The organism is Clostridioides sp. GD02367 (assembly GCF_045900275.1).
GTDB lineage: Bacteria > Bacillota > Clostridia > Peptostreptococcales > Peptostreptococcaceae > Clostridioides > Clostridioides difficile_A.
Genome location: NZ_JBJODK010000015.1, coordinates 1 through 15,290, shown reverse-complemented (window position 1 = coordinate 15,290; position 15,290 = coordinate 1). Strand labels below are relative to the sequence as shown.

Annotated in this window: 18 protein-coding genes and 1 riboswitch; of the genes, 13 read left to right on the top strand and 5 right to left on the bottom strand. The window is 26.5% G+C overall.

Features of this window, described 5'->3' with window-relative positions; translation table 11 throughout:
• Positions 1-9 precede the first annotated feature (9 nt).
• Entirely contained in the window at positions 10-600 is a 591-nt protein-coding gene (gene epsC, locus Q3223_RS16490) for a serine O-acetyltransferase EpsC (protein ID WP_074179035.1), read from the top strand.
• 159 nt (positions 601-759) lie between these two features.
• The gene (locus Q3223_RS16485) at positions 760-948 is read left to right on the top strand and encodes a ferredoxin (RefSeq protein ID WP_021384372.1); all 189 of its coding nucleotides are present in this window, start codon (positions 760-762) and stop codon (positions 946-948) included.
• A gap of 53 nt (positions 949-1,001) precedes the next feature.
• Here Q3223_RS16485 and Q3223_RS16480 read toward each other — a convergent pair whose 3' ends face one another.
• Positions 1,002-1,871: a methionyl aminopeptidase gene (locus tag Q3223_RS16480; RefSeq protein ID WP_054270081.1), complete on the bottom strand. Its 870-nt coding sequence runs from the start codon at positions 1,869-1,871 to the stop codon at positions 1,002-1,004.
• 197 nt (positions 1,872-2,068) lie between these two features.
• The gene (locus Q3223_RS16475; RefSeq protein ID WP_407812217.1) at positions 2,069-3,313 is read right to left on the bottom strand and encodes an anthrax toxin lethal factor-related metalloendopeptidase; all 1,245 of its coding nucleotides are present in this window, start codon (positions 3,311-3,313) and stop codon (positions 2,069-2,071) included.
• A gap of 293 nt (positions 3,314-3,606) precedes the next feature.
• Between Q3223_RS16475 and Q3223_RS16470 the strand changes: the two genes are divergently transcribed.
• The 5 genes from Q3223_RS16470 (at position 3,607) to Q3223_RS16450 (ending at position 6,902) form a co-directional block, all read left to right on the top strand.
• On the top strand, positions 3,607-3,918 hold the full coding sequence (locus Q3223_RS16470) for a GIY-YIG nuclease family protein (RefSeq protein ID WP_074179037.1): 312 nt from the start codon (positions 3,607-3,609) through the stop codon (positions 3,916-3,918).
• Between the two features lie 86 nt (positions 3,919-4,004).
• Positions 4,005-4,097: riboswitch (TPP riboswitch) on the top strand.
• Positions 4,098-4,198: 101 nt separating this feature from the next.
• The gene (gene thiD, locus Q3223_RS16465) at positions 4,199-4,993 is read left to right on the top strand and encodes a bifunctional hydroxymethylpyrimidine kinase/phosphomethylpyrimidine kinase (RefSeq protein WP_054270084.1); all 795 of its coding nucleotides are present in this window, start codon (positions 4,199-4,201) and stop codon (positions 4,991-4,993) included.
• A 23-nt stretch (positions 4,994-5,016) separates the two neighbouring features.
• Positions 5,017-5,808 (top strand): hydroxyethylthiazole kinase, encoded by a 792-nt coding sequence (gene thiM, locus Q3223_RS16460; RefSeq protein ID WP_407812216.1) that lies wholly within the window; start codon positions 5,017-5,019, stop codon positions 5,806-5,808.
• A gap of 21 nt (positions 5,809-5,829) precedes the next feature.
• Positions 5,830-6,462, top strand: coding sequence for a thiamine phosphate synthase (gene thiE / locus Q3223_RS16455; protein WP_407812215.1), 633 nt, complete (start codon positions 5,830-5,832; stop codon positions 6,460-6,462).
• Positions 6,463-6,599: 137 nt separating this feature from the next.
• Positions 6,600-6,902, top strand: coding sequence for a PTS sugar transporter subunit IIB (locus Q3223_RS16450; protein WP_407812214.1), 303 nt, complete (start codon positions 6,600-6,602; stop codon positions 6,900-6,902).
• Between the two features lie 56 nt (positions 6,903-6,958).
• Here the strand turns inward: Q3223_RS16450 and Q3223_RS16445 are convergent, their stop codons facing one another.
• The 3 genes from Q3223_RS16445 to Q3223_RS16435 are packed head-to-tail and all read right to left on the bottom strand — an operon-like array spanning position 6,959 to position 9,126.
• The gene (locus Q3223_RS16445; RefSeq protein ID WP_207644665.1) at positions 6,959-7,708 is read right to left on the bottom strand and encodes an ABC transporter permease; all 750 of its coding nucleotides are present in this window, start codon (positions 7,706-7,708) and stop codon (positions 6,959-6,961) included.
• Complete coding sequence (locus tag Q3223_RS16440; RefSeq protein WP_074179041.1) at positions 7,702-8,664, bottom strand: ABC transporter ATP-binding protein; 963 nt, start codon at positions 8,662-8,664, stop codon at positions 7,702-7,704. Before Q3223_RS16440 ends, Q3223_RS16445 begins: the two co-directional genes overlap by 7 nt.
• Positions 8,665-8,667: 3 nt before the next feature.
• Positions 8,668-9,126, bottom strand: coding sequence for a GyrI-like domain-containing protein (locus Q3223_RS16435; protein WP_054270090.1), 459 nt, complete (start codon positions 9,124-9,126; stop codon positions 8,668-8,670).
• 357 nt (positions 9,127-9,483) lie between these two features.
• On the opposite strand from Q3223_RS16435, the gene Q3223_RS16430 reads away from it, so the two are divergent.
• The 6 genes from Q3223_RS16430 to Q3223_RS16405 all read left to right on the top strand — a co-directional run bounded on the left by Q3223_RS16430 (position 9,484) and on the right by Q3223_RS16405 (position 14,774).
• Positions 9,484-9,840 carry a GntR family transcriptional regulator gene (locus Q3223_RS16430; protein WP_054270091.1) on the top strand — a complete coding sequence of 119 codons (357 nt, stop codon included), beginning with the start codon at positions 9,484-9,486 and terminating at the stop codon, positions 9,838-9,840.
• Positions 9,841-9,912: 72 nt separating this feature from the next.
• Positions 9,913-10,629 (top strand): ABC transporter ATP-binding protein, encoded by a 717-nt coding sequence (locus Q3223_RS16425; RefSeq protein ID WP_054270092.1) that lies wholly within the window; start codon positions 9,913-9,915, stop codon positions 10,627-10,629.
• On the top strand, positions 10,622-11,446 hold the full coding sequence (locus tag Q3223_RS16420) for a hypothetical protein (protein WP_054270093.1): 825 nt from the start codon (positions 10,622-10,624) through the stop codon (positions 11,444-11,446). Before Q3223_RS16425 ends, Q3223_RS16420 begins: the two co-directional genes overlap by 8 nt.
• Positions 11,447-11,456: 10 nt before the next feature.
• Entirely contained in the window at positions 11,457-12,674 is a 1,218-nt protein-coding gene (locus Q3223_RS16415) for a hypothetical protein (RefSeq protein WP_407812213.1), read from the top strand.
• A gap of 8 nt (positions 12,675-12,682) precedes the next feature.
• Entirely contained in the window at positions 12,683-13,495 is an 813-nt protein-coding gene (locus Q3223_RS16410) for a hypothetical protein (protein ID WP_219673482.1), read from the top strand.
• Positions 13,496-13,505: 10 nt separating this feature from the next.
• Positions 13,506-14,774 (top strand): hypothetical protein, encoded by a 1,269-nt coding sequence (locus tag Q3223_RS16405; protein WP_407812212.1) that lies wholly within the window; start codon positions 13,506-13,508, stop codon positions 14,772-14,774.
• Positions 14,775-15,290: the final 516 nt, after the last annotated feature.

Genomic DNA, 15,290 nt, shown 5'->3' with positions numbered 1-15,290 from the left:
GTGAATACTTTGTTTAAGAAAATAAATAAAGATATTGAATATATAATGAAAAATGACCCAGCAGCTAGATCTAAAGTAGAAGTCTTTTTACTTTATCCATCAGTACATGCAATGATAATGCATAGGATGGCTCATGCTCTTTATAAGAAAAAGATGCTTTTTACAGCAAGATTAATATCTCAGATATCCAGATTTATGACTGGTATAGAAATACATCCTGGAGCTAAAATGGGAGAAGGTATATTAATAGACCATGGAATGGGTGTTGTAATTGGAGAAACAGCAGAAGTAGGTAACAGAGTAACAATATATCAAGGAGCTACTTTAGGAGGCACAGGAAAGGATACTGGAAAGAGACATCCAACTGTTGGTGATGATGTATTGATTGGAGCTGGAACAAAAATACTAGGACCTTTAAATGTTGGTTCTAATTCAAAAATTGGCGCAAATTCAGTTGTTGTCAAGGATGTACCTAATGGAGCAACCGTTGTTGGAATACCTGCAAAAATAGTAAAAATAAGAAATTTAGAACCTGTAAAAAAGAATAAAAAAGAAGTGTCCTATGAGTATGATGAGTTAGATAATGTGTATTATATATAGATTTGATATGACTATAAAATAAATTTTATGAAAATTATTTTAAAAGGTATTTTTTTCAAATCTGAGGACATAATAAAAAAGAACTAAATGTTAAAGTTTTGGTTCATAAATCTTTGACAAATAAGATTTTAAATTTGTAGCGTTTAGGAGGATTTTATTATGAAAGCAGATGTTAATCAAGATACTTGTATAGGTTGTGGATTATGTCCATCAATATGTCCAGAAGTATTTGATATGAATGATGATGGTAAATCACATGTTATAGTTGATGAAATACCAAGTGATGCTGAAGAATCAGCAAAAGAAGCTAGAGAAAGCTGTCCAGTTGATGCAATAGATGTGCATTAATAAAATAAATGCCTATAAAAATTGAATTTTCGATTTTTATAGGCATTTTTCTTTTATTGGGTTAAAATTTCAAATCCTGTTTCTGTAATTAAAATCATACATTCCCATTGAGCAGATAATTTACCATCTTCTGTATAGATAGTCCAATTATTTTCTTCATCAACAAAAATTTCATGAGTACCCTCATTTACCATTGGCTCTATTGTAAATATCATTCCAGGAACTAATAACATTTCAGTTCCTTTTTTAGATACATAACTTACAAATGGGTCTTCATGGAAGCTTAATCCAACTCCATGGCCACCAATTTCTCTGACAACAGAGTATCCATTTTCTTGAGCATAGGAGTTAATAGCATCACCTATATCACCCAAGAATCCCCAGGGTTTAGTAGCCTCAAGACCTTTTTGAACACATTCTTTAGTGACCTCTACTAATTTTCTTGCATTTTCTTTAACATTTCCTATCATAAACATTCTTGAAGCATCTGAGTAGTATCCATTAAAAATAGTAGAAACATCTACATTGATAATATCTCCATCTTTTAAAATAATATCTTTACTAGGAATACCATGACAAACTTCATTGTTTATAGATGTACATACACTCTTAGGAAATCCATTATAGTCTAAAGGAGCAGGGATAGCTCCATTTTGTAGTGTAAAGTCATGGACTAATTTATTTATATCTTCTGTAGACATTCCAATTTCAATTTTATCTGAAATATAATCTAAAATTTTTGTATTTATTACTGCACTTTTTTTTATTTCTTCAATTTGCGTTGGATTTTTTATAATGTCATGGGTTGGCACAATATGACCTAACCTTGCAAATGAATCTATTTTATTATCCATATCCATATGGCATTTTTTATATTTTTTAGTACTTCCACACCAACAACTATCATTTCTATTCAACTTCATAGCTCTTCATCCTTTTTCTATTATTTATTTAAATTATGAGTCACATAAACTATTTTAAAACATAGCCACCATAAATATTATAACATAAATAATAAGAATCTTTTAATGATAGCACTTTATTAAAAATATAAATTGTATCATTGTGTTATTATTGATAAAGAGAATATAGTTAAATGTATTATTGGAAGTTAGAGTATTTAATATTCTAATTCAAGCTGTTCAAGAAAATCATATGTTAAAGGACAATTTTCTTTTAAAGTATTTCTTGAAACATCATCGAGATAGTAGTGTACAAATGATTCTGCAAAAAATTCTTCTATAAACTTACTAATGTAGGCATGTGCAACTTGTTTTGGGTCGTAAAGTTTATATCTTTCTTGAGCAAATATTTCCATAAATTCCTCTGAACTCGATTTTTTGTTTAAAACATTTTTATCTATAGCATGTGCAGTCTCATGTAATTCTAAATTTTTAGCTGAATGTACATTTGCATAACTAGGATTACTGTAGCCTATTTTAACTACTATAGAATTGTTTCTATATATACCAGGCACATCTTTCCAAGTTTTACCTGATCTTACCCAGCATGGTGGTAATTGATGTTTTAAATCTTTAAATTCTGGCTCATCAGTTAAGTTTGAATTTATCAATTTTATTTTTATATCCTTTTCTTTAAGTGTTTGCAAATACTTAATATTTATATTTGCAAGCCTATTTTTCATATTTTCGACTTCATCTTTATCATAGTCTAAATCGTTTGGAAGTATAAGCATTTGTTCAATTATACCTAGGTTATTTTCTTTTATATCTTCATCTTTTTCACCAAATTCAGATTGAAGAGTATCATTTTCATATATAGTTATGTTTGTACTGTTTTCTATAGTATAAGAGTGGATATTTTCTAAATCTAAAATATTCATTTGATGTAAAATATTTTTTGTTTCACCACTCCAAAATACTAAAGAAAGTGAATTAAAATCAATCAAAGGATTTTCTTTTAGTTTTGTCTCATTACTTATATCAACATCAAATACATATTCAATACAGTCTTCTATACTAAGAACATCTGTATTCTTTTTAATGTATAAATATGCTTGTTTTAATTCTATATAAATGTCATCTAAAGATTCGTCATAAAATTCTGATAAATTTTTGCTGAAGAGTTCTTCACTTAAAAGTTCATTTTTATCAGTTATACTTTCGATTAAAGTGTTAATTTCTTTTATCATATCAGAGATACTTATTTTTCTATTTGCTTTTTCATTAGATACATTGCATGGCGCAAGAGCAATGCAATAAAAATCTTTTTCTTTTTTGTAAAAGGCTTTAAGTGATTTTGACAAAAGTGTAAAATCTACACCTATCTGTAGATTAACTTTAATTAATTCCTTTTGAGTTAATTTAGTATTATTGCTTTTAGCTATAATTAAATTGTTTTCCATAATCATTGCCCCCTTTTTATTAGGGTATCATAATTTTTTTATATGTGTCAATTTATTTTTTTGAAAATTATAATTTTTTTGAAAATTTTATTTTTTATAATTTGTGAATTTTTTGTTACAAAAATAAATACGTTATTATTATGTCAAAATTTAGCGTTAGACTTATATAGAATAGATTTTATACACATGTATTAGATAAAATTAGTCCTAAGAAGATTGCATATGCAAAATACATGCCATTTCATCAATTTTATAATATAATGTTTATATATTTAATAAGGATGTGATTTGAAATGTATTTTACATATATTATAAGATGTAAAGATGACTCTCTATATACTGGATATACCAGTAATATAATCAGAAGAATGAATGAACATAAGTCGGGAATTAATTCAAAATATACAAGAGCAAAAGGATTTAAAAAACTAGAAGTTTATTTTGTAACCAACACGAAAAGTAATGCAATGAAATTGGAATGTTATATAAAGAAATTAACTAGAAATAAAAAATTATATATAATAAAAAATCCAGAAACGTTTATAGATTCAATTAATAATAAAGATGCTTATCTTGTTGGAAAAGAAATAGAACAATTAATGTAAACATTAATATTATAATAAGTGTATATTATGTAAAAACTTGACAATAAATACTATTGTACTATAATGAAGTTATAAATATAATAAATTAAAGTAGCTAGGGGAGCCAAGAGCTGAGAGGTATACCGACCCTTACACCTGATCTGGATAATACCAGCGTAGGAAAGCTTAGTATAAAACTTAAGTGTATATTATTTACTATATATGCGATTTCTAAGCTATACCTATTGTAGGTATAGCTTTTTTAATTAAGTTATTTAAATTAAACTTTAGGAGGGAATAAATGAGTAATTATAAAATACCAACACTTACAATAGCTGGGTCAGATTCATCTGGAGGAGCTGGAATTCAAGCTGATTTGAAGACTTTTAGTGCAATTGGTACTTATGGTATGAGTGTAATAACAGCTATAACAGCACAAAACACTCAAGGGGTTCTTGCAGTAGAAGATTTAAGTAAGGACATAATAAAAAAACAGATAGAGGCAGTATTTGAAGATATACCTCCAAAAGCTGTAAAAATAGGAATGGTTTCAAGTCCTGAGATTATACTTGAAATAGTTGAAAATATAAAGAAATACAATCCAAAATATTTGGTAGTAGACCCAGTAATGATATCTAAAAGTGGATATTATTTATTAAAGCCAGAAGCAAAAGAAAATTTAATTAAATACTTGATGCCACTTGCATACATAATTACACCAAACATCCCAGAGGCAGAAGAAATCACAGGAATAAAAATAAATAATATAGATGATATGAATAGAGTAGGAAAAGAAATACTAAAGCTTGGTCCTAAGTTTGTCCTTATGAAAGGAGGACATTTAGATGGAGAAGCAGTTGATATTTTAGTTGGTAAAAATATGTTTAAAGTTTATAAAAGTGAAAGAATTGATAAAAAAAATACACATGGAACAGGATGTACATTATCTTCTGCAATAACCTCTTATTTAGCTTTAGGTTATGAAATAACAGAAGCAGTAAATTTAGGCAAAATCTATATAACAGAGGCAATAAAAAATAGTTTTGATATAGGTCATGGAGTAGGGCCAGTGCATCATTTTTATAAATTTGAATAATAAAAAATTGTTGGAGGTAGACTATGTATAATTTAATTGAAGATGTAAAAGAATCAAATCCACTGGTAATTCATTACACTAATAATGTAACCATAAATGATTGTGCTAATGTAACCTTAGCCATAGGAGCAAGTCCTCTTATGAGTTTTTCATATGAAGAAGTAGAAGAAATGGTGAGTATAGCGAACTCTGTAGTAATAAATATAGGAACAATGAATTCAAATATGTTAGATTTATTTTTATTAGCAGGAAAAGCGGCAAATAAGTACAATAAACCTGTTATATTAGACCCAGTTGGAGTATTTGCAAGTAAAGCTAGGGCAGAACTTACAAGCAAACTCTTGAATGAAGTCAAATTTAATGTAGTTAAGGGTAATATGGCAGAAATAAAGTTTATAGGTGGTTTTGATGTAAGGGGAAAAGGTGTAGATTCATTTGATGAAGAAGAAGACTCCACTGATATAATAAGAAAAGTTTCTGAAAAACTTGAATGTATCGTAGTAGCAACTGGAAAAATAGATATAATAACAAATGGTAAATGTACATATAAAATAAACAATGGAACTGATAAATTAAAAGGCATTACAGGAACGGGATGTATGACTGCTAGTTTAATTGCGAGTTTTATGGCTGTTACTGAGAATACATTAGAAGCAGCTACAATGGGTGTTCTTACGATGTCTTTAAGTGGAGAGTTGGCAAATTTAGACAATCCACCAATAGGAACATTTAAAGAAAATCTTATGAACACTATTTATAAAATGAATATAGATACTTTAAGCAAAAATTCTAATATTGAATTTTTAAACGAATAAGGCTTTAAGAGGAGACTTAAAATGATAGATAAAGAAAACTTAAAAAAAGACTTAAAATTATATTTAGTAACTGATTCTGAAATGCTTGAAGGTAGAGATTTCTATAAGTGTATCGAAGATGCAATAGCTTCTGGAATCACAACCGTACAACTTAGAGAAAAAAATACTCCTGGGAGAGAGTTTTTAAAAAAAGCTATGAAACTTAGAGAAATAACTAAAAGATATGGAGTTAAGTTTATAATAAATGACAGAGTTGACATAGCACTTATCTGTGATGCAGATGGAGTACATGTAGGTCAAAGTGATATTGATGCGAGAGAAGTTAGAAAGCTTATAGGAGATGATAAGATACTAGGAGTATCAGCAAGAACTTTAGAAGAAGCTATATGTGCAAAAAATGATGGAGCGGATTATTTAGGTATAGGGTCTATATTTACAACATCTACTAAATTGGATGCAAAATCAGCTTCATTTGAAACTGTCAAAGAAATTAAAGAAAAGGTAGATATACCATTTGTACTAATTGGAGGCATAAAACTAGACAATGTAGATAAACTTAAGAGCTTAGACAGTGATGGATATGCTATAATCTCTGCAATATTAAAGGCTAAGGATATATCTAAAGAAGTGGAAAAATGGACATTAAAAATATAAAATTAGTTCTAATAGTGTAAAAAATGGAAAAATTTGATATAATTTAAGAGTGAAATTTAAAAAGTTATAAATGATAAACTTTTCTACATATACTTTTTAATCAAGATATATGTAGATTTGATTAAAAGGAGTTATGAATGATTAGGATATTGTTAGTATGTGTTGGAGGTATGTCTTCTACTCTATTGGTAAATAAAATGGAGAAAGATGCAAAAAAAAGAAATATAGATTGTAGAATATGGGCAATTGGAGAGGGAAATATAAAATCAGAACTTGATAATTTTGATATTTTACTTCTTGGACCACAGCTTAGATTTATATTTGATGATGTAAAATCTATAGTAGGAGATAGAGCTCCAGTATCTGTAATAGATATGGTGAACTATGGAACTTGTAATGGACACGCTGTGTTAAATTCAGTTTTAGAAATATTAAAATAAAGCATCTAAAGTGAACTCTATATAATAGAGTTCACTTTTTATTATAGATTAGTAAATTAACTTACCATTTCCTTTTTTAGCCTCCACATAGCAAGTGAGAAACTTGCACAGCATAATATTAAGAATAGTAGAATAACAGGTAATATATCTCCAATAAGAATATTCTGACCAAATATTAAACTACGTAAAGCATTAATAACATGAGTAAATGGATTGAGCATAACGGCTATTTTTAATCCTCCAGATAAGTTTTCTATAGGGAAAAGAGCTGAGCTTAAAAAGAAAATAGGAAGTACAATTGCAGTCATAATTGTTTCATAAATTATTTCATTTGGTAACAATAGACTTATAGAATATGCTAGACTTGATAAAAAAAATGCAGTCATAAATATTAGTACTATCATAAGCATAATTCCTCCAATACCAGATTCTATCTTTACTGAGAAGAATATACTTACTACACATAAAATAGTCACTTCTAAGAAAGAAACTAAGATAGCTTCTAGTAATTGACCAAAAACAATTGAATATCTACTAATCGGTGCAATCAAAACCCTATAGAAACTTCCACTGTTCTTCATTATGAAGTTGATGATACCACCACTACTACATGAGGAAAATACAACTAGTATAATAATACCTGGTAGTATAAAAGCGGTATAATTACTAATATTCATATTATTCATAGTTTGATTTGCAATAGAGCTATAAAGTACAAGCCAAAGAAAAGGTTGTAATATAGTAACTATAAATGATATTGGATTTTTAAAACGCCATTTCATACTACGCCATAAGATATTTAACATTTCCATTCCTCCTTTAAGCCTTTTTTAGAACTTGTTAATGCTAAAAAAACATCTTCAAGACTTGGTTCTACAATTTCTATTGCATCAAATTTTATGTCATGTTCTAAAAGCCACTTATTTATTGAAGTAAAAGCAACTCTACTATCCTGTACACTTATAAAAATAGAATTTTCTCTTATACTCATAAACTTGACCAATCCAGTATTTTTAATTTCATCTTTATATTTTTTTATATCTTTTATATCATGAAAAACTATACGCAGTATATTTTGTCTAATGTAACTACGTAAACTGGATGGCGTTCCATGTGCCAAATCTTTTCCATTTTTCATAATACAAATGCTATCACTCAATTGTTCAGCTTCTTCAAGATAATGAGTAGTTAGAAATATAGTTGTGCCATATTCATCTCTAATTTTTAATAACATATCCCACATAGCTTTTCTTGAGTCTACATCCATACCAACAGTTGGTTCATCCAGAAATAGAATCTTAGGAGATGATACCATATTCATAGCTATATCTAATCTACGCTTTACTCCACCAGAATATGATGAAGTGGGATATTTTAAGTAGTTAGATAACTCAAATTTATCAATTAAAGATTCTATTCTTTGTTTTGCAATTTGTGGTTCTACTTTATACATCTTGCTTTGAAATACCATATTTTCCATAAGAGACAGGTGTTCATCAATAGAGACTTGTTGTGCTACACAAGCAATTTGAGTACGTATCCAAGAAGGATTATCTACTAAATCTTTTCCAAAGACTGTTACATTTCCAGATGTAGGTTTATAAAAGGTGGTCAAAATGTTGATAAGAGAAGATTTACCAGCTCCATTAGGACCAAGTAAAGAAAAAATCTCTCCAGCATTTACATTAAAACTTAGACCATTTAAAGCTTTTACACCATTTTTATACTCTTTTACTAAATTGTCTATTTTAATCGCTAGCATATGTTATTCCTCCTCTTTAAGTGGAAATATGATTTCTGTAATATATTTATCTGGATTTCCTTTTATCAGCATACCTGGTCCTTTAATGAATACTTCTCTCCAAGGAGTTTGTATTTCTATATTATTTTCATGAATATATTTAAATATCATTTCATACGTTTTTGGCAAATTACTATAGGCTCCTATGTGAGTAAAAAACAAAGCTTTTGTTTTAGGAAATTCTTTTATGGTTACACCAATACGATTTGGAGTTTCTGAAGTCGGAACACATAGTTCCATTTCTCCAATACCAGTTTTTTGGTCAACATTATAGTAGCAAAAGAAAGGAGCTCCATTAGATTTTCCTTTTATAGATTTAAATACATTTGGAAAGTATTTTGTTGCTTCAGTCATAGGGCCATTATAACGCATAGTAGCTACTGTGACTGGTTCAATATTTTTAATTTCAATTTTATAACTCATTTGTTTACCTCCTAATATATACCAATATTCTTATTAGATTTTTAATTGTTAATACATATAAAACTTTTAAATGATTGATAACATATAATCTTATCTCATTCACTTGTTTTCAAGTCTAACATAACATAAAATATATATCCTCTCATTTGATGCTCCATTTTGTAAAGTTATAATTCAAGCTTTACTTTTAATGTCTTAATAAATTAAAATAAAATGTAAATTATAAAAAGGTGTTTACAAACTAAGTGTATTAATCGTATAATACACTTAATAGAATATTAAATAAAATACGAGCTAAAGGTGTATTTTTTTAAAGCAAGTGTACTAACGTATTAATACACTAGAATAGGAGGAAGCATGAATTTTGAACTAGATAATACAACACCCATTTATTTGCAGATAATAAAATATATAAAAAGACAAATAGTAATTGGAGCTTTGAGACCAGGAGAGACGATACCATCGAGAAGAGAAATGGCACTTAATCTAAAAGTAAATCTAAATACTGTTCAAAGAGCATATAAGGAGATGGGTGATATGAATATAATAAATACTTTTAAAAACTATCAAAGTAGTGTAACAGTTGATGAAGATATACTAAAAAACTTAAAATTAGAGTTGATAAATGAATCTTTATCTATTTTTATAGAAAATATGAAAGCAATAAAGGTTACTAAAGAGGAAGTTTTAAAGATAATAGAAGAAGAATACTAGTCTTTTAACAATTATAAAACTTAATTAAAAAAATTTATTGTACAAGCATATTAAATATGGAGGGTACTAATTATGATAGAAGTAAAAAATGTCAGTAAAACATATAAAAGGATGCAAGGTCTTAAAATAAGAAAGATAGATGCTTTAAAGAATGTAAGTTTCAATATAGAAAAAGGTAAAATAACTGCATTACTTGGGATAAATGGTGTTGGTAAATCAACAATGTTAAAAGCAATAGCAGGTCTTATAAATATTGATAGTGGAGAGATTCGTATAGATGGAGAAAAAATAAATGAAAAGATATATAATAAATTAGCATTTGTTCCAGATGTAGAATCTCACTTTAGTAATACGACAATAAAAGAAACCTTTGAATTTATGGAGATTTTTTATCCAAAATGGAATAAAGAGAAGTCAAAAGAAATGATGAACATATTCAAATTAGATGAAGATGAAATAATAGATAATTTATCAAAAGGAAATATTGCAAGAGTAAAATTAATTCTTGGATTTTGCCAAGACCCAGAATATATACTACTTGATGAACCATTTACAGGAATTGATTTATTTAAGAGGGAAGAATTTATAGGAGTAATAGCACAATATATGGAGGAAAATCAGGCTATTATCATTACTACTCATGAAATAGTAGAAATAGAAAGTTTAGTTGATGAGGTTGTAATTCTTGATGAAGGTAATGTTATAACTTCATTTAATGCAGAGGAATTAAGAGAAATAGAAGGTAAATCTATATTAGATAAGATGAGGGAGGTATATAAGAATGAATAAACTTCTATATCTAATAAATGTAGATTTAAGAAGAAGTAATAAATTTTACATAGCTTATATATCATTTTTTTCATTAATTACGCTTAGTTTAAATTTATATGAAATGAATAAACTTAAGAATTCTAAATTTATTCTAAACTTAGCAGTAGAGAATTTTGGTGGTATATTTTATGGAATAGGGATACTTAGTAATATTAGATTTATCCAACATATTCTACTCTTTGGGATGTTGGGAATGTTTGTATACTATGTTTTTATGTGGAAAAGAGAGTTTTTTTCCAAAAATCAAAGTATTTACACTCTTATGATGCTACCTCAGAATAAGTTTAAGATTTGCATATCTAAGTCAATTGCTTTGATAACAATGATATATGGTTTTTTGATAAGTCAGATAGCGACATTGTTTGTATGTAAGTGTATATTTAATTTTATCTTTAAAAATGTGCCAATAATAAAGGTGCCTTTTGCGCAAGATTTATATTATTCAACTTTGAGGAGTATACCTGTTGATTTTATATCTTTCATGGTGATTTATGTATTTTTATTACTTATAGCCATTTCTCTTGTAAATTGTTGCATATTATTTATATTTTCTTATATAAATAAGTTTTATGTGCTTTTAGTTACTTTTGTAGTTCTAATAGGTCTATATTTTTCAACAGTATATATAAATATAATCAATTTATTTAGGAAATATTATGTGTTCATTGGAACACAATTTAATACTTTAGTAGCTGGTGTGCTAAGTTTTTTAATTATAATGTTTATTCTAAATGGAATATCTTATTTACTAATTAAAAAGAAAGTATCTCTTTAGGAGGGGCGGTATGAAATTAAAATCTAAAGCACCTATACTTATTATATTTTTGACCTTAGTAATATATTTTAGTATAGGTTTATTAAATAATGAAGACAATTTGAAGATAAAAACTATAAAAGGTGACCCAGATGAATTAGACTATATAAACATAAAGTTTGGATATGATTTTAATGGATATATAAATTCATATTATACAATAAATGGAGGTAATAAAATTAAAAAGACTGAATTAGTAAAACCACAAAAAGAGAGTGAGAATATAAATAATTTAATTGATGTATCTAGTGGTTCCGATTTAATTACTCATGTTGGTTTTGAAATGAATGATAATTCAAAAGATATAAATTTTGTTATAGATGAGAAAAAAGAAGATTTGGATAAAGGAGTATTTGCATCTGAAGGAAGTGATAAAGACATTGAATATGAAAAATTAGATATGAATAATTTTAAAAGAACAAAATATAAGGTAGATAAAAGTACTGATGATTATTATACAAAGGTACTATCATCAAAAAGATATAAAAAAGACTTATATGTGTCTGTATTTTATGGTGCGATAGGCGATTCGTCAGAAATCAATAAAAAAGGCTTAAGCACCATAGATATAATAAAAATTAACCCAAAAAATAAAAAAATACAGACGGTAAAAAGTATAAATTTAAGTAATTATTTTTTTGAAAAATACTCAGATGTTGATACTATTCGTGTAGGTTATGCTAGTAAAGGACAAGATAAAATGTATATTTTAATAGAAGTATTAAAGGCAGATATGGATGGTAATAGTAACTCTGAAATTACTTTACTTGAGCATTTACTTGAGTATAATGTTGAAGAAAATAAAGATAAAATAATAGAATTAAAAACTGATGATAGAATGAATAATTTAGTAAAAGCAAGTCTAAAAGATAATAAATTATATATGGTAATGTCAAATGATTATGATGACAGTCCAGGCACAAAGTTAAGTTTATTTACCTATAATGTGCTTGATAACAGCATGGATGAAGATAAGTATGTTTTAGAGGACAAAGAAAAAAGAGGTATTAAAAATGTTGAAATTGACTCAAATAAAATCATTGTATATACATCAAAACTAGACCCTGTGTTACCTTGGGATGATAAATTTATGTTGTATATAATAAATAAAAACTCTAAGGAAATAGTATACGAAGGAAAATTACAGTTTAACACTTCAAATAGTAATTTAGAATTTGAAATAAAGTAGGTGAATTAATGAAAGATTTAATGAAATTATTCGAATTTGAATTAAAAAGAAATATAAAAAATTATATACTTATAATTATTTGTTGCTGTTCTTTTGTAATTTTAAATATAGTAAAGAATTTAAATGACTATAATTATATAATAGAAAATGCAGTTAAAGATGAGCAATTAACGAAAGTAGGAAATACAATAGAAACAATAAATTTTACAGGTTTCTCAAGCTTTAGAAATATAATGAGTTCTACAGAAGCATGGTTTATGTTTGGTATAATTGCATGTATTTGCTATGCTTTTTTTATTTGGTATAGGGATTTTGATGGTAAAAGTAAATCTATATATACACTTATAATGCTTCCCAAAAATAGAATTAATATTTATACATCTAAGTTATTAAATATATTATTTCTAGTGTATAGTTACACAATAATATTTACAATAATTTTATTTGTTTTAAATAAATTATTACCTAATTATATGCTTGGAAATATTGCAAGCTACGGTTTTGTGCAAGATACAATATATAAGTTAAAAATGTTACTTCCATATAGTTTTAAAATACTATTTGTGGAGTATATATTTTTACTGATAGGATTTGTGTCTGTAGTGTTTACATCAATTCTTATAAATAAATCTATTTATAAACTAAGAACTTTAATAAGTTTCATGTTTTTAGTTTTGGAGATTTTAGTATTTATAATCTCTGTGGAATTTGTTATACCTTATGAATATAGTAATATATTTATTATCCTGTATTCAAGTATAAACATATTTATATGTAGTTTTATATCCAATAAACTTTTGAAACAGAAGATTGATTTTTAGGGGGTGTATTATGAAAGAAAAAAATATAGGAAAATATACAATATGTCTTATAATAGTGTGTTTATTGATGATTATAATGACTTCAATATTGAGTTATTTTAATAAGGACAAACTATCTGTAAATACTTTAAATGGTAATATAAAAGATATAGGAAAAGTAAGTTTAGTATATACACCTAATATAAATAAATTTTCTTATGAAGAGGTAATTGTAAGTAAGAATGGAATAAAAAATGATACAAGTCCTAAATCAAGAATTGGAAATGATTATTTGAATATCGATAAAAAATACAGTGATTTTATTAATAATAAAGGATATGAATTTGTATATAAAGATGATTTAAATATAGGAGAAGCATATACCTATATTAAGCCTACTTTGGGACAAGAGAATAATAATTTAAATGATTGTATAAAGATTTCAAATAAAAATTTAAAAAATGGTGTAGAAGAAAGTTTTGATATTAGTTTAAAACAATCTGATTTTAAAAAAAATAGTTGGCAAACTGTGTTTAATAAAATATATAAAGGAAACTTATATATGGTAGTTAGTGAAACTAATCTTTCAGGCTCTAAAGTCAATAATATTTGCATATTAAAGATAGATATAAAAGATAAGTCTTATAAATTATTAAATAGATTTGATTTAAACTTACATAATAACTATAAACAAAATATACATGAAATTAAATTTTCTATAGGAAGCAAAATCTATTTGGAAATGGTAAGTAATAAGAGTACAAACGGAGATATTGAAGGGCATGATAATTATTCTAACCTTATTATATATGATATAGAAGATGATACTTTTAATATTAGTAATAAATTTATGGATAATCTAAATCAAGAAAAAAATGCCAATTCAAAAGAAATGGGTTTATTAAGCAAAACGAAGTTAGATTATATTGTTAAGAACAATAAGTTAAATCTTATAGCTACAGATAGGAGTAATTTTGTAATCAATCTTGTTTATGATATCAACTCAAATGATATTAAGCTAGAGGATTATGAGATACTTGATTTTAAAGTAGATTATAGTGATACATCATCTGGAATTAGGAAAGTTAAGTTATTAGATGATAAGATATATTCTATTTCAAGCATAAAAGATACTCTATCAGGAGGAAGAAAGGGAAGTAAAGAGGTTTTTGATGTAATTGGAACGAAACCAGTAAAATTTCAGGTATTCGATAAGAAACTTAAAAAGACATTATATGAAGCTGAGCTAATAAATGGAGATGTAAATATACACGATAAGTTATTTTTTGTTGCAAATTAGATGATATTATTAATTGCATTTCTTTAGATTGATATATATTTGCTATATATTAAATAGAAATAAGATGGGATAATCTTTGATTATTTCGTCTTATTTTTAAATTTAATATAAAGGAGCTTTTTAATATTTTTTTATATTGTACATCATCATTTAACTTGTATTTAATTCACTTAGATTTGAAATAGGATGAGTATAGTGGTAAAATTAATTATTAGAATATTAAAAATAATAAATAAATAATACATTATACTTAAAAAGGGGGAGCACTTTAAAATGAACAAAAAATATATTAAAGCAGGAAATCTAATTGATTAAAAAATAGCTACGCACACTTGTAACTTTAGTCGTGAGTTAATAGCTAAAATAGTCAGCATATAGGGAAACTTATATGTAGAGATAGGATAGAACCTATCCAATACTACCTGAATTGCTGGAAACCCCTAAAGCTAACCAAACTAAAACATAAGGCTGAAATAAACCTAAGTGTGAAAGTTACGAAAGTAGAAAAAATTGGTT